The following is an 18,917-nucleotide window of genomic DNA, read 5'->3' as shown; positions in this document are numbered from 1 at the left end:
AGGTAAGACTGTGTGCAGCCGTTCCAGTGTCCCTAATGCCCGGGACCGGATTGCCCCCGGGACGGCATGGACCGCAGTCTGTGGTCACGAAGCCCGGACCGACGGGCCCCGGCCCACCGCCGGCCCCCACGGTCCGTCACTCCGCTTCGTTTCCCGTGCCGTTCCGATGGACCGCGCGGACCCGTTCCGGTCCGTCACCCCCGCGTTCACGGCCGGCCACGGTCATGCATCAGCATCCACGCCCGACCCACCCAGGGGGGAACTTCCCATGCGCACCAGCCGACTCATCGCCTCCGCCGCCCTCGCCGCGGCCGCTCTCTCCGCGACCGCCTGCGGCAGCGGTGTCGCCGCCGACCACGCCGGCGCCCCGCAGCCGTCCGCACCGGTCACCGTCTCCGCCACGCCTTCCACGGCCACCGGGAACACCGCCGCGAGCGCCACCCCCGGCGCCAAGGCCGGCGGGCACACGGGCAGCGCCGCCCCCGCCCGTACCGGCCACTCCGCCAAGCCGTCCCGGTCCGCCGAGTACGACCCCGCCACCGTCCCGGCCTGCACCGCCGCCAACTCCAAGGTGACCGTGCAGTCCGTCCCGCGCCCCCTGAACCACCTCGCGCTGACGCTCACCAACACCAGCGACAAGCTCTGCGCCGCCTACTACCACCCGCTCCTGCGCTTCGACGCCGCCCAGGCCGCCACGCCGGTCTTCGACGACAGCGTGCCGCAGGCCGTGGTGACGCTGGAGCCGGGCCAGTCCGCGTACGCGGGGGTGCGGACCTCCTCCGCCGACGGCAGCGGTGAGAACGGCCGCGACGCCGGCGTGCTCACGGTCCACTTCATGGGACGAGACGCCGCGCAAGGAGGTGCCGGCGGCAGCGTCGGCACCCCGGCCCGGCTGAAGCTGCCGCACGGCACGTACGTGGACGACAAGGCCGCCGTCACCTACTGGCAGACCGACGCCGCCACCGCCCTCAGCTGGTGAACGGGCGTCGGCATACAGGGAATCCGGCTTAGTACCGCAGACCTAGGCCGGTCCCGACCGCAGACTGATTCGGACAAAATCGCTCCGAATTAGCGTGGTCCGAGAGTCCCGTCGGTTCCGCCGTCGTCGATGCTCCGTGCTCTGGCGGGGCCGGCGGGAATTTCGTGCGCGACCGGAGGAGCGTAAAGCCCATGCCCAGCCGTACCGACCTGGTCGAGGACCTCATGCGGCGCTTCCCGCACGTACCGCGTGAGGCCGTGCTCAAGGAGGACCTGCTGCGCGGCGGTGTGGCCTTCGACGAGTCCGCCCTCAGCGAGAACGAGGACGGCGAGGTCAAGCCCAAGTCGTACTTCATCTTCTCCTTCGACCACCGCACGCTGCCGGAGCTGGGCGCCGCCGCGCTGCGCCGCCCGCCGGAGGAGATCGTGCTCACCGGCGGCCCGTACGACCTGCGCCGGACGGTGGTGTCCGTACGCGTCAACCCGTCCTCGCCGTACCGGGTCGCCGCCGGTGACGACGGGGCGCTCGCCCTGTACCTGGACGGGGCGCGGATCGCGGACGTCGGGCTGCCGCCCATGCCGGACTACTACCGGCACAAGCTGGCGAACGGCAAGTCCGTCATGGAGGTGGCCCCGACCATCCAGTGGGGCTACCTCGTCTATCTGACGGTCTTCCGGGTCTGCCAGTACTTCGGCGCCAAGCAGGAGTGCCAGTACTGCGACATCAACCACAACTGGCGCCAGCACAAGGCGGCCGGCCGTCCGTACACCGGGGTGAAGCCGGTCGAGGAGGTGCTGGAGGCGCTGGAGATCATCGACCGGTACGACACGGCGCGTACCTCCACGGCCTACACCCTCACCGGCGGCGCGATCACCTCCCGCGTCGGCGGGCTCGACGAGGCCGACTTCTACGGGCGGTACGCGCAGGCCATCGAGGAGCGTTTCCCCGGCCGCTGGATCGGCAAGGTCGTCGCGCAGGCCCTGCCGAAGGAGGCCGTGCGCCGCTTCCACGACCACGGCATCCGTATCTACCACCCCAACTACGAGGTGTGGGACCGGCGGCTGTTCGAGCTGTACTGCCCCGGCAAGGAACAGCACGTCGGCCGTGACGAGTGGCACCGCCGCATCCTGGACTCCGCCGAGGTCTTCGGCGCCCGCAACGTCATCCCCAACTTCGTGGCCGGGGTGGAGATGGCCGAGCCCTTCGGCTTCGGATCGGTCGACGAGGCGATCGCCTCCACCACCGAGGGGCTGCGGTTCTTCATGTCGCACGGCATCACCCCGCGCTTCACGACCTGGTGCCCGGAGCCCACCACCCCGCTGGGGAAGGCCAATCCGCAGGGCGCGCCGCTGGAGTACCACATCCGGCTGCTGGAGGCGTACCGCGCGACGATGGAGGAGTACGGGCTGTCCTCGCCGCCCGGCTACGGTCCGGCCGGGCCGGGGCGCGCGGTGTTCTCGGTGAGCTCCTTCATGGACAGCCTTCCCGCCGACGAGGCGGTCAGGGCCTGACCGGTACCTCGGACGGACGGGTCGTACGGGCCGTACGGGGCGTCAGGGCCTGTGCCGCCAGGGTGAGCAGGGCGGCGGTGGGGTAGGCCCAGCCGAAGGCGGTCAGGTACCAGGGGCGGGCGAAGCCCCACATGGACTCCTCGGCGGCCGCGATCAGGCGGACCGCCTGGCTGAGGAGCAGCACCGCCCACAGCGCCAGCGCCGCACGGTGGAGAGGCGAGAGCCGCAGGTCCCGGTACAGCACGAGTACGGCCGGGACGGCCCACACCCAGTGGTGCCCCCACGCCACCGGGCTCAGCAGCAGCCCCAGGAACTCCACCGCCACCAGGCAGCCCAGGGGATCGGTGCGCCGCAGGCAGCGGACGGCGGCGGCCAGGGCGAGGGCCGCCACCGGGACGGCGAGCAGCCACCACGGGGCGGACAGGCCCACGTCGTGGCCGAGGGTGCGGGAAAGGGCGCCGCGCAGCGACTGGTTGAGCTCGGTGCCGGTGGGCTGGACGCCGGTGGTGACGGAGCGGACGTGGAACCAGAAGCGGGCGGACGCGTCGGGCGCGATCAGCCAGGCCCCGGCGGTCGCGGCGGCGAACGCCGCGCAGGCCCCCGCCGTCGCCCGCCAGCGGCGGTTGAGCAGGAAGTAACAACAGGCCGTGGCCGGCGTGAGTTTGACGGCCGCGGCCAGTCCCGTCCCCAGGCCGCCGAGCGTGCCGCGCTGCAGCACACCGGCCGTCACGCAGGCGGCGAGCAGGACGTTGACCTGGCCGTAGCTGTGGGTGTCGAGGACGGGCTCCGTCCACAGGGCGGCCGTGGTCCACGCGAGGGTGTGCCGGAGGGACGGCGCGGCCGGCCCGGTCAGGCGCAGACAGCAGTGGACGAACACGCCCAGCGCGAGCGCCGAGGCGAGCAGCCACACGGCGGCGGCCACCGGCAGGGGAACGGCCGCGAGCGGCAGGAACAGCAGGGCCGCGAACGGCGGATAGGTGAAGGGCAGCGGGAACAGGTCCGCGCCGTCGGCGCCGTGCAGCCGGAAGTCGTACAGCCCGCCGTGCAGGACGTGCGGCGCCCCGCTGCGGTAGACCCGGAGATCCACCAGACCGGAGCTGTCGAAGGACGGCCCCAGCAGCAGCGGCAGTTGCACGGCGAGCGAGACCGCCAGCAGCAGCGGCGCACCCCGCAGCAGCCACGCGCGGACCGCCGCCGTGTTCACCGCACGGCCTCCGCGTACGCGTGGGCGAAGGCCTCCACGACCGACGGCCACGTGCAGTGCTCCGCGACCGTCTCCCGGTTGTGGACGGCCATCGCGTGCCGGGCGCGGGGCGTGCGGCCGAGCCACACCAGTTCGTCGGCGAGGGCGAACGTGGAGTGGTCGCACAGCGAACCCTCGCGGCCCCCGCGCACGAAGTCGGCGACGCCGGTACGGGCGCGGGCCAGCACCGGCAGCCCGCTGGTGCGCGCCTCCAGCGCGGCGATGCCGAAGGACTCGCGGCACGAGGAGTTGACGAACAGGTCGGCCCCGGCGAGGAGTTCGCGTACGCCCTCGGGGTTCCGGTGGCCGGCGAGCCGCACCCAGCCGGTCATGCCGTGCCGGTCGAGGTAGCGGCGCATGGCCGGCAGACAGGGGCCGGTGCCCACGCAGGTCGCGGTGAGCGCGACACCGCGGCCGGCCAGCCGGGGCTGCGCGGTGCGCAGCGCCTCCAGCAGCTCCATGGGCTCCTTGCGGGGGACGAGCCGGCCGACGGAGACGACGTGCAGCCGGTCCTCGCGGGGCTCGGCGCGGGGGTGCGGCAGCCACCAGGTCGGATCGATGCCGTTGGGCACGACCAGCGGGGCCACGTCCGGCAGCGCCTGCCGGACCGTGCGGGCCGCCGATCTGCTGACGGCCGTCACCACCATGGGGGCGGTGGGGGCGTGCCCGGTGCGGCTCAGTCCGCGGTACGTGGCGCGGACGACCGGGTCCCACAGGCTGTGCACCGTCGCCACGGTGGGGATGCCCAGCCGTCCCGCGCAGGCCAGCGCGGACCACGCGAAGGGGGAGAACGCGCCCAGGTGCGTATGGACCACCTTCGGGCGCACCGCCGTCAACAAGCGGTCCAGTTCGCGTCCCGCTCTGGGGTGAACGGGGAGCTGCCCGGGGATCCGTGCGCTCAGCCGGTGCACGGGGTACGGCCAGTGCTCCTCCGGCGTGCCGGGCGCCGCGGGCGTCGCGGTGGCGACCGCGACCGACCGGCCCGAACGCTGCTGCGCCCGTGCCAGTGCGGCGACTTGGGTCTCGATGCCGCCTGTCCGTGGCGCGAAGCAGTCGGAGACATGGAGGATCATGACTGAACTTTCTACAGCAAAACGGTCATAGCACCTCTGAGTGAGGACCTTCCTTATGGCGCGTCACACCTGTGTCTTCTTCCACGCCCACCCCGACGACGAGGCCCTGCTGACCGCCGGCACGATGGCGCGGCTCGCCGCCCAGGGACACCGCGTCGTGCTCGTCCTGGCCACGGCCGGCGAACGCGGCCTGGCCCCGGGGACGCGGCACGGCGCCACGCTCGGCGTACTGCGCCGGGCGGAGGCCCGGGCCTCCGCCCGCGCCCTGGGCTGCGCCCGCCTCGTCTTCCTCGGCTACACCGACTCCGGACACGGCACGCTGCCCGGCGACGCCACCGGCAGCGGGGTGCCGTTCGCCACCGCCGACGTCGAGGAGGCCGCCGGCCGGCTCGCCGCGCTGCTGACCGAGGAACGGGCCTCCCTGCTGACCGTCTACGACCCGGCCGGCGGCTACGGGCACCCCGACCACCTCCAGGTCCACCGCGTCGGCTACCGCGCCGCGCGGCTCGCCGCCACCCCCGCCGTGCTGGAGGCCACCGTCGACCGCGATCTGCTGCTGCGCGGACTGCGGGCGGCCTCCTGGGTGTACCGCTTCCCGCCCCAGTTCGACCGGGAATCCTTCCGGCAGGCGTACGCGCCCCGCGCGCAGATCACCCACCGGGTACCGGTCAAGGCACAGTGGCGGGCCAAACGCGCGAGCATGGCCGCCCACGCGAGCCAGGCCGCCGGCGGCGACTCCGAACGCACCCTCGCCGCCCTGCGCCGCCTCCCCGCCCCCCTCTTCCGACAACTCCTCGGCACGGAGTGGTACGTCCAACGCGGCCTCCCCGACGGCACGGCACTCCACGACCCGCTGGCGACCCTGACGGGGGCGCACTGATGCGGGCGCCTGCCCGGCGGGGGGTGCGGTCACGCTTGCGCGGGGCGGCTGCCGGGCCCGGGATGCGGGTTCCCCGGCCGGGGATGCCGTGGTGGCGTGCGGCGGTCGGCCGGCTGGGCGCGGTGCGGGAGCGGCTGCGTGGGGCGGCTGCCGGGCTTGGGACGTGGGTTGCTCGGGTGGGGGCGTCGTGGTGGCGTGCGGTGGTTTGCCGGCTGGGTGGGTTGCGGTCGCGGCTGCGTGGGGTGCCGGTTCCCCGGCCGGGGATGTCGCGGTGGCACGCGGTGGTTGGTCGGCCGGGCGCGGTGCGGTCGCGGCCGCGTGGGGCGGCTGCCCGGGCGGGGGTGCCGCGGCCGCGGGGGCCGGCCTCGCGGACTCGCGTGGTCGGGTCCCGGCTGCTCGGGCTCGTGCTGTCCGCCGCCGCAATCGCCTTGCTGGCGTGGGCCGTTCCGGTCGTCGCGGGCGCGCGGTGGACGGAGGTCGCGGCCGCCCTGCGGCACGTCGGCACGGCACGCGTGCTGCTGCTGTGCACGCTGTGGGGGCTCGGGCTGTGGACTTACACATTCGTGCTCAGCGCCGCGCTGCCGGGCCTGACCCGCCGCCGCGCGCTGCTCGTGAACTGCGTCGGCAGCGCCGTCAGCAACCTCTTCCCGCTGGGCGGGACCGCCGGGGTCGCCGTGACGTACTCCATGGCCCGCCACTGGGGTCATCCGCCGCGCGCCATCGGCGTGTTCACCGTCCTGACCGGCGTGTGCAACGTGCTGGCCCGGCTCGTGGTCTCCGTCGCCGGCGCGCTCGCCCTGGCCCGCAGCGCCGTCCCCGGCATGGGCCGCGCGGCCGTCGCCGGGGTGTCGGTTCTCCTCCTGCTGCCGCCGGCCCTCCTCGCCGTGGCCCGCCGCCGCGCGCCGGGGCGGCACGACGGACCCGGGCTGCTGCCCCGCGCCCGCCGCTGGACGGCGAGGTTCCGCGAGGACTGCCGGGACCTGGTCCGTACCGCCTGGCCCGCACTCGCGGCCGGCATGACCGCGACCCTGGCCGCGCAGGCCCTGCTGTTCTGGGCCTGCCTGCACGCGGCCGGCGTCCGTACGAGCGCGGCGGACGTCCTCGCGGTCTTCGCCGCCAGCCGGCTGCTCACGCAGATCGGCCTGACCCCGGGCGGCATCGGCGTCACCGAGAGCGCCGCCACGTACGCGCTGGTCACCCTCGGGGGAGCGCCTGCCGCCGTCGCGGCGGGGGTGCTGCTGTACGCGGCGTTCACGCACCTGATGGAGATCCCGGCGGGCGCCCTGGCCGGAGCGCTGTGGCTGTGGCGCCGGGGCCGGGGGCCGGTGCCGGTGCCCGGGCGGGCGCAGGTGTGAGGGGTGCTGCGGTGCGTATGGGCCGACCGTGCCGTGGGGTGGCCGGTGTTGTGGCGTGTTTCGTTGGCGGCCGGGGGGTGCGGTGTGCGCGGTGTGGCCGTTGCTCGATGCGCGGGCCCATCCTGCCGTGAGGCGGCCGGTTCTGCGGCGCGTTCCGTCGACGGCCGGGTCCCCGTAGCCGCTACGGCGCGTGCGCTGTGGCTGTCGCGCCCGGTCCGGCCGCGTCATGGGGCCGGCGGGTGCGCTGCGTCTCCTCGCCCGACGGCGCCCGTTACCGCCCCGGTGCCGTGCGCTGCCGCTGTGGCGCGGGCCCGGCCGCGCCGTGAACCTCCTGCTGCCGGTCACGGCACCCGTACGCCCCGCCGCGAACCGCTCGCGTACCTCCGGCGCCCTCCGGCCGGCAGCAGGCCAACTCCCTTTGGGCCACCACCCCGTGAAGCGGGCGGGAGTGCCGACCCGGAGAGTCGGCGGTGGTGCGTGCCGCCGTCACCCCCCGGCCGACGGCAGTCGCGGCCGGGGCTCCGTGGGCATGGGGCCGCCGGCCGTCGTCCGCTCCCGGGCCAGCCACACCGTGACCGCCGCCAGCACCGGCAGCCCCCCGGCGCACGCGGCCAGGACGTCCAGCCGGCCGGGGCCCAGCCCCGACGGCATCACGGACAGCAGCAGCACTGCCATGACCGCCTCCGCCTCCGGGCGGTACAGCAGCCGCCACGCCACCGCCGCGAGCGGCACCGCCCCCCACAGCGGATACCACGGTTGCAGCGCCGGCGCGCACGCCACAACTCCCAGCAGTGCCATGCCCGTCGCGTACTCCGGGCCCGAGCGCGGCGCCCGCCGCACCCAGTGCGCCACCCCGTACAGGCCCAGCAGCATCACCGCCGCCCGCGCGGCCGGCACTGCCGCGGAGGCCGGATGCCCGCTCACCAACTCCACACCCCACGCGAGAAGTTGCCCCGCGTCCGTGCTGAGCGACAGCGCCGTCGTGGCCTGCGCCGGGGTGCGCAGCGCGGGCAGCCAGCCCCAGCCCTGGCCGCACAGCGCCACCCCCGCCACCAGCGTCCCGGCGAACACCGCGGTGATGCCCGCGGCGCGACGGGCGCGCGCCCGGCCACTACCGCGCTCCGCCACGGCGACGGCCGCCGCGCACAACAGGGCCACGACGGAAGGGACTTTGACCAGTACGGCCAGCGTCAGCACCACCGTGCCCAGTACCCAGCGGCCCCGCCGGAAGGCGACCAGGCCGGCCGTCGTCAGCCCGAGCATCAGCGCGTCGTTGTGCGCCCCGGCCACGAAGTGCGTCAGGACCAGCGGGTTGAGCACCCCCGCCCACCACGCCCCGGCCGTCCCCGCCCCGCTCCGGGCCGCCAACGCCCGTACGGACCAGGCCATCAGCCCCAGTCCGAGCACGGCCACCGCCCGTATGCCGAGTACGGCCGCCACCACGTGCCGCTCCCCGGTGACCGCGACCACCGTGCGGGCCACCACGATGAACAGCGGCCCGTAGGGGGCGGGCGTGTGGTGCCACATGGCGGGGATGCCGGCCAGGAGCGGCCCGCCGAGCGCCGCCGGCCCCAGCGCGTACACCGGCATGCCGCGCCCCGCCAACGCCCCTTGCGCGACATAGCTGTAGACGTCGCTGCTGTACATGAGCGGGACCGGAAGCAGCGGCAGCGCCCAGCAGCACAGCAGTGCCCACTGCCGCCGCCCGTCCAGCGCGGCCCCGTCCCGCAGGAGCCGGCCCAGCCGCCACCACGCCGCCGCCAGCAGCACCAGGCCCGCGTACGCGAGGGCGTTGCCCAGTGGTACGAGCGTCGGCGCGGGCGTCCCCCACACCCCGTCCGGATCCCCCGGCGGCAGTGCCCCCGTGAACCGGCCGCCCGCCGCCACCAGCACCGACCCCGCGGTGCCGACGCCCGCGCAGCACAGGACCGGCCGCCCGCGGACGGCCGACGTCAACGCGCCGATCGCACTGGGCCTTTGCGCTCCCCGGACCGGTGGTGCGCGCGCCGGCCCCCGGGAATGCCGCGGCCGCCCGCCCCGGTGGCGGGCCACAGGGCCTGCAACATGTGCCAGTCCTGCGGGTGTTCGGCGATGCCCGCCGCGAACACGTCGGCCAGGGCCTGCGTCATCGCGGCCGCCTTCTCCGCCTCCGTACCCTCCGCCGGTACCTCGATCTCCGGATGGATCCGGCCCCGCGCGCTCGCCGGGCCGTCGTACCAGAACGTGCCCGGCAGCAGTACGGCCCCCGTCCGCAGCGCGAGCGTCGCCGGTCCCGCCGGCATCCGTGTCGTACTCCCGAAGAACTCCACCTCGATCCCCGACGAGGACAGGTCGCGGTCGGCCACCAGGCACACCAGCCCGCCCGCGCGCAGCCGCCGTGCCAGGGTGCCGGAGACGTGCCCGGAGTGCGGCAGCACCTCCATGCCCAGACCCGTGCGGTAGGCCACGAACCGCTCGTAGAGCGCCTCGGGTTCGAGCCGCTCGGCGACCGTGGTGAACGGCATGCCCAGCCGCAGCGCGATCCAGGCGCCCGCCAGGTCGTAGTTGCCCGTGTGCGGCAGCGCCACGACCACGCCCCGGCCGCGCGCCAGCGCCCCGGTGAGCACGTGCTCGTTCTCCAGCGCGAAGCCGCCCAGGATCCGCTCCGCGCTCCACGCGGGCAGCCGGAAGGACTCCATCCAGTACCGCAGGTACGAGCGCATGCCCGCCCGCGACAGCCGCGCCAGCGTCCGCGCGGAGGCGCCGGGGACGACCCGGGCGAGGTTGGACTCCAGGCGGGCGACGCCCCGGCCGCGCCACGCCCACGCCGCGTCCGCCAGCGCGCGGCCCAGTGCCGCGGCGACCGGCTCGGGGAGCTTCCTGACCACCGCCCAGCCCGTCGCGTACACCCCGTCCGTCAGCCTCTCCCGCCGGCCGGTGTCGTCCCGGGCGGCGCGCAGCGGCCGGAACCGTACGGCGTCGGCGGCCGCCTGCACCCGCGCCGCGAGCGCCGTACGGTCCTCCCCGGCGCCCGCCGTCACCTCCGGGAGCAGGTGCGCCTCCACCGTCGTGCCGCGCAGCCCGAGGACCGTACGCACCGACCGCCGGAACGGGACCTGCGTGTAGGCGACCGCCGTCGCCGGGTCGTTGCCCGGCGCGTGGTAGCGCAGCACCAGCGGACGTACCGGAGCGCCCGCGTCCAGCGCGGCCTGGAACAGCGCGGCCCGGTAGCGGCCGCCCGCCCGGCCGCACCACGTCGTCGCCTCCGGGAACAGCGCCACCGTGTGCCCCTCGGACAGCGCGCGGGCCGCCGCGCCCACCGCCTCCCGCAGCGCCGAGGGATGCCCGCGCGTCAGGAAGACGCCCCCGGTCCGGCGCACCACCGCGCCCAGCAGCGGCCAGCCCGCGACCTCGCCGCGCGTGATCACCCGCATCGGACGGACGGCGAGCAGGACCACCGGGTCCAGCCAGGAGAGGTGATTGCTCACCACGAGCGTGCCCGGCGCGATCCCCGCCGCCCCGCCCGGGAGCCGCAGCCGGACACCCATGGCGCACAGCAGCCCGCGCGCCCAGGTGCGCTGCAGCCGACCCGCCCACTCCTGCCGGGGATCGCACCACGGCATCATCAGCAGCCACGAACCGAGCACCGCCGTCACGGCGGCGGCCCGCAGCAGCCACCTGAGCGGGCCCACGCGCCGGTGCGGGAGCGAGCAGGCGGGCGAGCAGGGCTCGGTGTGCGGGCCGGGCAGCCGGCCCTCGGCGGGGTCCCGGCGGGCCCGGTCGATATCGGACAGCGGACCGGCAAGGGGGCTGGGATGGGGCGCGGGGACCTGCTGCTGTGACACGTCTGCATCGACCTCTCTCACACGGAAGTTCTTGCTGTCGGCGCGCAGGCACCCGGGACGGCCTCGAAGGCGAGGACCGCGTTGTGACCGCCGAAGGCGACCGAGTCGCTGACGGCCGTACGCATCCGCAGGGCGCGGCAGGACTTGGTGACGACGTCCAGGTCGATGTCCGGATCGAGGCGGTCGAGGTTCGCGGTCGGCGGGACGCTCTGGTGGTGCAGCGCGAGGACGGTCAGCCCGGCCTCGATCGCGCCCGCGGCGCCCAGGCAGTGCCCGAGCACGCCCTTGGCGGCGGTCGTCGGCGGCACCTGCGGGAGGACGGCGGCCAGCGCCCGGGCCTCCGTCAGATCGTTCAACCGGGTCGCGGTACCGTGCGCGTTGACGTGGTCGACGTCGCCGGGCTCCCAGCCGGCGTCCGCCAGCGCGGCTTCGAGCGCCTGCCGCAGGCCGCGGCCCTCCGGGTGCGGCGCGGTCACGTGGTACGCCTCCGTGGCGAGCCCGTAGCCGGCGAGCAGGGCCCGCACCGGGGCGCGGCGCGCCCGCGCGTGCTCCAGCCGCTCCAGCACCAGCACCCCGCAGCCCTCCCCGAGCACGAAGCCGTCACGGTCCGCGTCGAACGGCCGTGAGGCGCCGCCGGGATCGCGCGTACGCCGCGACAGCGCGCCCATCTGCGCGAAGGACGCCGCGACCGCGGGCACCCGCCCGGACTCCGTACCGCCCGCCAGCACGATGTCGCAGGCGTCCGCCCGCAGCAGGTGCAGGCCCAGCCCGACCGCCACCGCCCCCGTCGCGCACGCGGCGGCCGGCGCGAACGCCGGGCCGCGCGCGCCGAGGTCCAACGCCACTTCCACCGCGCCGGAGTTGGGCAGGGAACGCGGCAGCACGATGGGGGAGACCAGCTCGGGCTGCCCCGCGAAGAGCCGCTCGTAGAGCGGCGTCAGATTCTCGAAGCTCGCCGACCCCGAGCCGATGACGACCGCGACCCGTACGGGATCCCACAGCTCCGCCCCCAGCCCCGCGTCGGCCACCGCCTCGCGTGCCGCCACCACGGCCATCTGCGCGGCCCGGTCCAGCCGGCGGGCGAGCCGCCGCCCGAGGGCCCGGTCCCCGTCCCACTCCGGCACCGCGCACGAGAAGTCGACCGGCAGCCCCCGCAGCACCGGGTCCGTGGCGGCACGGGGGACCCCCTCGCACACCCCCGCCCAGGTGGCGCCGGTGCCGGTCCCGGCCGGGGTGACCATCCCCAGGCCGGTGACCGCCACCTTCCGGACCGTCAACGGACCCGGCCGCCGACGGCCGCCGTGCCCTCGCCGATCCGGCGGGCCACGTCCGCCAGCGTGCTGTCCCGGTCGATGTCCTCCACACGGACCCCGGTCGAGTCCTGCACCATGACGGCGAGTTCGGCCAGGGACAGCGAATCCAGCTCCAGGCCGCTGAACGTCGCCTCGGGACGCACCAGTGCGGGATCGACGTCGAACTCCTCGACGAGCGTGCGGGCGAGCGCGTCGTAGGGCGTGCTCATGGGAGTGGGCATGCTCATGGGGTGGGGCCGTCCCTTTCGTCAACCAGGTTTCCTGGTCGCGTCATCGACACCCCGCCCCGCGAACTTGACGCCTGGGCACCGATCGGGTGACAGGCCGTCATCGACGCCCTTGGCCGGGCGGCATGTTGGCTGTACAGGCCGTCGAGGCGTACGGCACAGTGCGGCGACATGTCAGGCGAAAGCCATGGAAATGGGACTGGATCCCGCACTCGGAACCGGGCGGCGGCGCCGCCGGCCGTGGGGGCTGCGCCGGCTGCGCCTGTCGCGGCTGCTGCGGTAGGCGCGTCTGCGGTGCCGGCTGCGCCGGCCGAATCTGCTGCATCTGCGGGACCCGCCGCGCCGGCCGCGTCAGCCGCATCTGCGGCACCGGACGCACCGATCGCACCGGCCGTACCTGCGGCACCCGCCGCGTCGGCCACGTCGGCCGCACCTGCGGCATCCGCCGTACCGGCCGCACCGGTTGCACCGGCCGCATCTGCGGGACCCGCCGCGTCAGCCGCGTCAGCCGCGTCGGCCGCTGCACCGGCCGCATCTGCGGCACCCGTCGCACCGGCCGCCGACGGGGCGCCCGCCGCCGACGGCCCGGTCACCACGCCGGGGAAGCACCCCCTGCCGCCCGCCGACGGCACCCACCCCGGCACCCCGGCTCCCACACGTCGGCCCCCACGATCCGACACGTCCGCACGGACCGTGCCCCGGCCCGGCGGGCGGCCCGCCTCCCGGGAAGGTGCGGATACGCGGTCGGTTCGTCACTCCGGTGCTGGGGCGTCGCCCGTGCCCCGGCCGGATGCGGAGTCCGCGTCTCGGGCCGGCTCCGGTGGGCGGCCTGTTGACCGGGGTGGTGCGGGCGCGTCGGCCTCTCCCGGGGCCGGTGCGGAGTTGCGGTCCGGCCCGTGTCCCGGCTCCGGGGTGTCGGCCGTACCGCGGCCGGACGCGGGACCCGCCGGCCGGGCCGACGGGGGTGCGCGGCCGGTTCCGGGCTCCGGCTCCGGTCCACGGATCGGAGCCGGGCCCGCTCCCCGGCCCCCTGCCGCGGGTGCGCACCCCCGCCCCGTTCCGCAGGGACTCTGGCGTCCGGTGTCCGGATGCGGGCCGCACTGCATGCCCGGGCACCTCCGGCCCGTCGGCCGCGTCCGCCGATGGCTGAGGGCCGCCGCCGTGGTGCCGTTCGTCCTCGTCGTGTGCGGGACCGCCCTCGCGGGCCGCCGTCTGCGACGCCCGCCGACGCGGGCCCTGCGCTTCGGCTTCCGGGCGATCCTGCGCGCCCTCGGCATCCGCCTGGAGATCCACGGAGCACCGGAGAGGCATCAGGGAGGCACCCTCCTGGTCGCCAACCACATCTCCTGGCTCGACCTCATCGCCCTGGGCGCCCTCGCCGCGCCCCGCGTCATCGCCAAGGCCGAACTGCTGGACTCACGCGTGATGGCCGTCCTCACGGGCAGCCTGCGCTGCATCCACCTCGACCGGAACCGCCCCCGCGCCCTCCCCCCGGCCGTGGCCGGGACCACGGCCGCGCTGCGCGACGGCGCCACCGTCGCCCTCTTCCCCGAGGCCACCACCTGGTGCGGCGCGACCGGCGGCCCGTACCGCCCTGCCTTCTTCCAGTCCGCGCTCGACGCAGGCGCCGTGGTCCGCCCCGTCGTCCTGCGCTACCGCACCGCCGACCACACCCCGGCCACGGACGTCGCCTACGTCGGCACCCCGCTGCGCACCTCGGTCCACCGGGTGCTGTCCGCCCGCGCCCTCACCGTGGAACTCCACCTGCTCCCGCCCCTGCACCCCCAACCCGGCGACAACCGCCGCACGTTGGCGGCCCGCGCACAGCGGGCGGCGGACACGGTCAGGGGTACTCACTCCTGAAAAACGACTGAGCCCCCGGGTCAGGGACCCGGGGGCTCACGCTGAGCGGGCGACGAGAATCGAACTCGCGCTCTGAGCTTGGGAATCACTGGTTATTTGGGGCCCTGTGGGCCGTTGGCCTGCGGCTGAGGCGCTCGGAGCCGTCGGGCTGACTGGGTTCGGAGCCCGTTGTTGACCGTGGTTTACCGGGGGATCTGGCACGGGTCTGGCACAGGAGGCGCCGTGCAACGCATGGGTGGAACTGCCGCACCCGCGCCGAACTCGACGGCGTCACATGCAACGGCCCCTGTCACTCGGCGATCATCCTCACCAGGAGCGATGTCTCGGGCAGTGGAGACTGGCTCTGCTTGTATGAGTGGATGCTCGCGACGGTCTGAGCGCCGTTTATGATCTTGACGCCGTCGAGGTCGAAACTTCCTGTCGCGCCCTCACCGCTATCGGTCCCGGGGCATTGGGGCTCGATGGAGTCACAGAGCAGTGTGATGCCAGGACTGAGGTGCCAGAATTTCCTGGTCTCCAGCATCTCCGCCGTCTTCTGCTGAATTCGCGGAATGGGCAGCAGGGTCCGCAAAGTCTGATGGATGAGGCGAGTGCGGTAGTTGCCGTACCAGTCGGCGACGTCACCGATCCCGACGACACCGCAGAGCGCGTTGTAGGGGCCCGTCGTCTCGCGCATCCAGTTGTCCATGCGGACGGCCAGGGACACAGGAGGCTCCAGCGTGGGCATACCCGCCTCGCTGTGGAGTATGGGTGCGTGGAGGACCCGATGCCGCAGGGACATGCCCGGCCCTGCCAGGTCCTCCCGTGTCTCCGCGATCTCTGCCAAGACATTCGGGTGGAGATGCCCGTCGCCCATCACAGCGAAGACCATCGTGACGTCGAACCGAGGCTCCTCGAAGAGCGAGCCGACCGCAGGAGCCAGGTCCCGGACCCGGGAATTGAAGCGCGCATAACGGCCCTTCACCAGCTTCTGGAGCGCATCACGCATTCGCAGGACGGCGATCTCCCCGACCCCGGCCGTCCCGTCGTTACTCCACTTGGCCTGGACGAGACACAGCCGCCGGTCCTCCGCGATGATCCCCATGGCGTCAAGCCCACGGTCCTCGTGGCCGTCGACCACTGCGGCCGCCGCAGCGACGTTGCTGACGCCGGTCAGCCGCCGGATCGCCAGTGCAGCGAGGGCCCGGGACAGAAACATCTGCCTGCGGCTGGCCTCGCTGGACGCCGTCACGTCTTCCATGGAGATCAGGTGGGAGAAGTCCCTGTCCAGTGCTGCTCGGACCTCGTCGACAACCACATGTCGTCCGGCATCGCGCGAGTCTGTCACCTGCGACTCCATCTTCAACCAGGGTCACGCAAAGACAACTTGGTCGTATCGTATCCACCTGAAGCTGCGTCGCACCCCGCGTTTTCTAGGCTCGCGAGGCCAGTGAGGTATCAGGGCGACGACCTTCGCGGATCCTCGTTACCTGGGCCAGCCACCAGGGCGTTTCGTGGATGCCCGGCGTGGCACCGAGACAGACCCTGACCTCGGCACCTTGAACGTCCAGGCCGTCACCGACGGCTAGGGGGCCGTCCTGTGGTTTCCCTAGCTGTCTCGATCTTGTCTGAAACCGATCAGCTGCTTCCAGGAGCCCAGCAGTCACCAATCGACGGTGGGGCGCAGTGATGAGCAGCTGAAACATGGGGGTGGTGAGGCATCTCGCGTGACAGCGTGACGGCTGTGACACCACCGTGTGTCAGCCGCTCAGTGGTGCCCGTTGCCCGTTTGAGTGGGGGGAAGCAGGAGATCTCTCTCGGGGTGTTGCTCTCCTGTGACCGTGCCGCTGACGCCGAGGTCGGCGCGGGCCGCGTCGTGGAAGGTGTTGATCGCGCGGAACACGGCGCGGTGGCGGTCGCGCCACTGTTGGAGGGTTCCGCTGGTCTTGCCGGTGGCCTGCCAGTCGACTTCGAGGGTTATCGCGTTGAGGTCGTGGGCGGCTTCTATGACCTCGTCGCCGGCGAGGAGCATGATGCGTTCGAAGGCGCGTCCTCGGAGGCGGCCGGCCTCCGACATCTCTGACTTGATCTCTTCCTCGGTGCGTTCGCTCTCGCGCAGGCCCTCGCGGAGCTCGTAGAGCTCGACGGCCAGGAAGAGGCTCGCGCGGATCCTGTCGACGTAGGTTACGTAGGCGTCGAGCTTCTTGTCGTCCCAGCGGGTCATGAGCTGGTGCTGCTTGCGGCCGCGCTCTGCCAGGGAGTTCGTGAGGTGCGTGGTCAGCGCGCCGAGTATCACGGCGCCCACGGTGACGAGTTGCTCGGTGGCCCCCACCTGGTCTCCCGTGCCCTTACTCCTGAGATGGACCAGAGGATCTTAGGAGTACGGGACGGCAGTTCGACCCTCTTCTTTCGGACGACGTGTTCATGGCCTGCGGCCGGGCCCTGGGCGTCTGTCGATCACGTCTTGACCTGGTCCGTGTCCCGGGCGGAGAGTGCTGGGAGCGTCAGCTCCGGCCGACACCTCGGCGTTGCAGGCGCTGGAAGCGGCGAGAGGTGATCGCATGCGAGCCCGTACCGCGGAGTGCTTGGCGACCGTTGGCCGGTGGTGGTTCCGCTACGGGCCTGGCGAGTTGGGACGCCCGTTGTCGGCCGCGAGGGGGCTGAACGCTCACCTGCGGGACTGTCCGCGTCGGCAGGTTGTCCGTACCTGGTTCGGAGCGCGGTTCGTCGTCGATACGGAGGACTTGATCCAGCGGTATCTCTACCTGTTCGGGGTGTGGGAGCCGCACTTGACGCGGTGGCTTCAGCGGCGGCTGCGGCCCGGGGATACGTTCGTCGATGTCGGGGCGAACGTGGGGTACTTCTCTCTGCTTGCGTCTCAACTCGTCGGCGAACACGGCGCGGTTGTCGCGGTCGAGGCGTCGCCGGCCTTTCACCGGAAGCTTGTGGAGCACGCCCGGATCAACGGGTGCTGCAACATCCGGGCGGCCCGCGTTGCGGTTTCCGACGCCCGGAGAGAGCTGACCTTTGTGCTCGCCAGTCATCGGAACCTGGGGGCCAACAGCATTGTCCCGTACGACGGTTCGGCCGAGTCGACGTTCACGGCGGAGGCCCGGCCGTTGGCGGAGGTGCTTACTCCACCAGAGGTCGTGAATGCCCGGGTGCTCAAGATTGACGTCGAAGGGGCCGAAGGCAGTGTCGTGCGGGGAATGGTCCCGTTGCTCGACCGGCTGCGGGATGACGCGGAGATCACTGTGGAGGTGAGTCCTGAGCGCATGTGGCAACTGGGGGACTGCGCGGATGAGCTCCTCGCCACCATGCGCGAGCACGGGTTCCACGTGTACCGGATCGCGAACGACTACCGCCCGGAGAGCTATCCGGGCGCCCTCCACGGCCCGTACAGGGCCCCGGTCCGGTGGCGCGGCCCAGTCGACGAGGAGTGCGACCTCGTGTTCTCCAGAATGGATGCCGAGACGCTTCCGTGAAAGCGAACGGCCCGGCCCCTTCGAGAGGGACCGGGCCGCCGTTGGAGCTGCTCAGATGGGTTCGTGTTTTCCGCCGGCGCACTGCGGACACGGGACCCTGAGCGTGCCCTTGCACATGTCGCAGCCAATGCAGCCGAAGCAGCCAGGGCACCAGATGCTGTCATGGCCAGCGCAGACACCGCAGTATTCGAGGAGAGGCGGCTCCTTGACTGCTTTCTTCCGGGCGGGTCTGGTCGCTTGCGTCATCTGCAATCACCTCCACGGTCCGTGGCGGGGTTGCACTTGCAGGCTTCCGCGTCGTCCGGGTCGTGGTCCTCGGGTGTGGGCAGCCGTTCGCCCCGAACTTCGGCGACCCAGAGGACTTCTTCGAGTGAAGCGACCACCTGTGCGAGGGAGTAGCGGAGCTGACTGCAGTCCGCGTGTTTGTCGTTGAGGACTTCCTTCGCGCCCGGCAGCAGATAGGCCCCGATGCGCATGTACGCCATCTCGACGTTGTCGGCGAGCCGGGACAGCACGCTCGTGTTGTCGGCCGTGCTCAGGAAGCAGGGCTTGCCGTCGGGCGATTTCCACGGCAGACGCCGAAGGACGGTGCTGGAGCGGTGCTCTTCCGGGACCTGGTCCTCCCTCATTCGGCCACCTCCAGTGCCACGGCAGGCGTGAACGTCGTGAAGACGGCTTCGGTGCGGTCGCCGGGGAGCACGAGGAGGGCGCCCTCCGCGACCCGGCCGGTGGTGTCTATCGAGGTGCGCTCGATCACGAGGACGGGTGTCGTCGTGCGGAGGAGCCGGACGTCGTCGCTGCTCGGGAGGCGGGTGGTGAGGCGTTCTCTCGTGGAGACCACGTGCACGCCGGCGTTCGCGAGCAGGGTGCGGATGTCGTCGCCCCAGGGGGACAGGTTTCCCGTGGGGGTGCCGAGCCTTGCGACCGCGCGGGGTACATACACGTAAGCCAGGCTCTGTGTGATGTCGTTCCGGTGGCTGGTGTAGACGTATTCCGTCAGTGGGGCACCGTCGCGGACCTGTAGAAGCGCGGGGAGGGTGCCGACTGCGGCTACCCGGTGGACGCTCACGTGTACGTGCAACTCGGCTTCTGCGGGGGCCGGGTGAGGCGAGAAGAGCCGCTGGTTGTCGTACCGGATGCGCTCGTCGGGGCGCCGGATGAAGTTCCCTCGGCCGTGGTGCTTCG

General features: G+C 73.4%; 16 protein-coding genes and 1 pseudogene. 6 read left to right on the top strand and 11 right to left on the bottom strand.

Going from position 1 to position 18,917, the window contains the following annotated elements:
- The first annotated feature begins 268 nt into the window (after positions 1-268).
- Positions 269-979, top strand: coding sequence for a DUF4232 domain-containing protein (locus ACFP1Z_RS05510; RefSeq protein ID WP_390314742.1), 711 nt, complete (start codon positions 269-271; stop codon positions 977-979).
- Between the two features lie 191 nt (positions 980-1,170).
- Positions 1,171-2,490, top strand: coding sequence for a radical SAM protein (locus tag ACFP1Z_RS05505; protein WP_390314741.1), 1,320 nt, complete (start codon positions 1,171-1,173; stop codon positions 2,488-2,490).
- Here ACFP1Z_RS05505 and ACFP1Z_RS05500 read toward each other — a convergent pair.
- Positions 2,480-3,694 (bottom strand): glycosyltransferase 87 family protein, encoded by a 1,215-nt coding sequence (locus tag ACFP1Z_RS05500; protein WP_390314740.1) that lies wholly within the window; start codon positions 3,692-3,694, stop codon positions 2,480-2,482. The genes ACFP1Z_RS05505 and ACFP1Z_RS05500 overlap by 11 nt on opposite strands.
- Complete coding sequence (locus ACFP1Z_RS05495; protein ID WP_390314739.1) at positions 3,691-4,806, bottom strand: glycosyltransferase family 4 protein; 1,116 nt, start codon at positions 4,804-4,806, stop codon at positions 3,691-3,693. The genes ACFP1Z_RS05500 and ACFP1Z_RS05495 overlap by 4 nt, the downstream gene beginning before the upstream one ends.
- Before the next feature lie 55 nt (positions 4,807-4,861).
- On the opposite strand from ACFP1Z_RS05495, the gene ACFP1Z_RS05490 reads away from it, so the two are divergent.
- Both ACFP1Z_RS05490 and ACFP1Z_RS05485 read left to right on the top strand, forming a co-directional pair.
- On the top strand, positions 4,862-5,686 hold the full coding sequence (locus ACFP1Z_RS05490; RefSeq protein ID WP_390314738.1) for a PIG-L family deacetylase: 825 nt from the start codon (positions 4,862-4,864) through the stop codon (positions 5,684-5,686).
- 377 nt (positions 5,687-6,063) lie between these two features.
- Positions 6,064-7,041 carry a lysylphosphatidylglycerol synthase transmembrane domain-containing protein gene (locus ACFP1Z_RS05485; protein ID WP_390314737.1) on the top strand — a complete coding sequence of 326 codons (978 nt, stop codon included), beginning with the start codon at positions 6,064-6,066 and terminating at the stop codon, positions 7,039-7,041.
- Positions 7,042-7,527: 486 nt separating this feature from the next.
- Here the strand turns inward: ACFP1Z_RS05485 and mptB are convergent, their stop codons facing one another.
- From mptB to ACFP1Z_RS05460, 5 genes and pseudogenes are all read right to left on the bottom strand, one after another.
- On the bottom strand, positions 7,528-8,997 hold the full coding sequence (mptB, locus tag ACFP1Z_RS05480; protein WP_390314736.1) for a polyprenol phosphomannose-dependent alpha 1,6 mannosyltransferase MptB: 1,470 nt from the start codon (positions 8,995-8,997) through the stop codon (positions 7,528-7,530).
- The gene (locus tag ACFP1Z_RS05475; RefSeq protein WP_390315053.1) at positions 8,994-9,980 is read right to left on the bottom strand and encodes a phosphatidylinositol mannoside acyltransferase; all 987 of its coding nucleotides are present in this window, start codon (positions 9,978-9,980) and stop codon (positions 8,994-8,996) included. Before ACFP1Z_RS05475 ends, mptB begins: the two co-directional genes overlap by 4 nt.
- Before the next feature lie 219 nt (positions 9,981-10,199).
- Positions 10,200-10,568 (bottom strand): annotated as a pseudogene (locus ACFP1Z_RS05470) (lysophospholipid acyltransferase family protein); the annotation flags it as partial.
- A 314-nt stretch (positions 10,569-10,882) separates the two neighbouring features.
- The gene (locus ACFP1Z_RS05465) at positions 10,883-12,127 is read right to left on the bottom strand and encodes a beta-ketoacyl-[acyl-carrier-protein] synthase family protein (protein ID WP_390314735.1); all 1,245 of its coding nucleotides are present in this window, start codon (positions 12,125-12,127) and stop codon (positions 10,883-10,885) included.
- A gap of 11 nt (positions 12,128-12,138) precedes the next feature.
- Positions 12,139-12,405, bottom strand: coding sequence for an acyl carrier protein (locus ACFP1Z_RS05460; protein ID WP_390314734.1), 267 nt, complete (start codon positions 12,403-12,405; stop codon positions 12,139-12,141).
- A 1,104-nt stretch (positions 12,406-13,509) separates the two neighbouring features.
- On the opposite strand from ACFP1Z_RS05460, the gene ACFP1Z_RS05455 reads away from it, so the two are divergent.
- A complete protein-coding gene (locus ACFP1Z_RS05455) occupies positions 13,510-14,268 on the top strand; it encodes a lysophospholipid acyltransferase family protein (protein ID WP_390314733.1) in 759 nt (252 codons plus the stop codon).
- A gap of 289 nt (positions 14,269-14,557) precedes the next feature.
- Here the strand turns inward: ACFP1Z_RS05455 and ACFP1Z_RS05450 are convergent, their stop codons facing one another.
- Complete coding sequence (locus ACFP1Z_RS05450; protein ID WP_390314732.1) at positions 14,558-15,607, bottom strand: AIPR family protein; 1,050 nt, start codon at positions 15,605-15,607, stop codon at positions 14,558-14,560.
- A gap of 408 nt (positions 15,608-16,015) precedes the next feature.
- Positions 16,016-16,579, bottom strand: coding sequence for a hypothetical protein (locus tag ACFP1Z_RS05445; RefSeq protein ID WP_390314731.1), 564 nt, complete (start codon positions 16,577-16,579; stop codon positions 16,016-16,018).
- 229 nt (positions 16,580-16,808) lie between these two features.
- Between ACFP1Z_RS05445 and ACFP1Z_RS05440 the strand changes: the two genes are divergently transcribed.
- Positions 16,809-17,732 carry an FkbM family methyltransferase gene (locus ACFP1Z_RS05440; protein ID WP_390314730.1) on the top strand — a complete coding sequence of 308 codons (924 nt, stop codon included), beginning with the start codon at positions 16,809-16,811 and terminating at the stop codon, positions 17,730-17,732.
- Positions 17,733-17,974: 242 nt separating this feature from the next.
- Here ACFP1Z_RS05440 and ACFP1Z_RS05435 read toward each other — a convergent pair whose 3' ends face one another.
- A complete protein-coding gene (locus tag ACFP1Z_RS05435; RefSeq protein WP_390314729.1) occupies positions 17,975-18,361 on the bottom strand; it encodes a sulfatase in 387 nt (128 codons plus the stop codon).
- Positions 18,358-18,917: UTRA domain-containing protein (locus ACFP1Z_RS05430; RefSeq protein ID WP_390314728.1), on the bottom strand; the 560-nt coding region annotated here is incomplete at its 5' end. The genes ACFP1Z_RS05430 and ACFP1Z_RS05435, both read right to left, overlap by 4 nt.

It is taken from the genome of Streptomyces gamaensis, assembly GCF_042656465.1.
GTDB lineage: Bacteria > Actinomycetota > Actinomycetes > Streptomycetales > Streptomycetaceae > Streptomyces > Streptomyces gamaensis.
Note: the sequence above shows the minus strand (reverse complement) of the source record. Positions and strands in the feature narration are given on the sequence as shown.

Bases quoted from the DNA above. Each gene is read 5' to 3' on its own strand.
- ACFP1Z_RS05510 (WP_390314742.1), top strand. From the start codon at position 269: ATGCGCACCAGCCGACTCATCGCCTCCGCCGCCCTCGCCGCGGCCGCT.
- ACFP1Z_RS05505 (WP_390314741.1), top strand. From the start codon at position 1,171: ATGCCCAGCCGTACCGACCTGGTCGAGGACCTCATGCGGCGCTTCCCG.
- ACFP1Z_RS05495 (WP_390314739.1), bottom strand. From the start codon at position 4,806: ATGATCCTCCATGTCTCCGACTGCTTCGCGCCACGGACAGGCGGCATC.
- ACFP1Z_RS05490 (WP_390314738.1), top strand. From the start codon at position 4,862: ATGGCGCGTCACACCTGTGTCTTCTTCCACGCCCACCCCGACGACGAG.
- ACFP1Z_RS05460 (WP_390314734.1), bottom strand. From the start codon at position 12,405: ATGAGCATGCCCACTCCCATGAGCACGCCCTACGACGCGCTCGCCCGC.
- ACFP1Z_RS05455 (WP_390314733.1), top strand. From the start codon at position 13,510: ATGCCCGGGCACCTCCGGCCCGTCGGCCGCGTCCGCCGATGGCTGAGG.
- ACFP1Z_RS05450 (WP_390314732.1), bottom strand. From the start codon at position 15,607: ATGGAGTCGCAGGTGACAGACTCGCGCGATGCCGGACGACATGTGGTT.
- ACFP1Z_RS05440 (WP_390314730.1), top strand. From the start codon at position 16,809: ATGCGAGCCCGTACCGCGGAGTGCTTGGCGACCGTTGGCCGGTGGTGG.
- ACFP1Z_RS05435 (WP_390314729.1), bottom strand. From the start codon at position 18,361: ATGAGGGAGGACCAGGTCCCGGAAGAGCACCGCTCCAGCACCGTCCTT.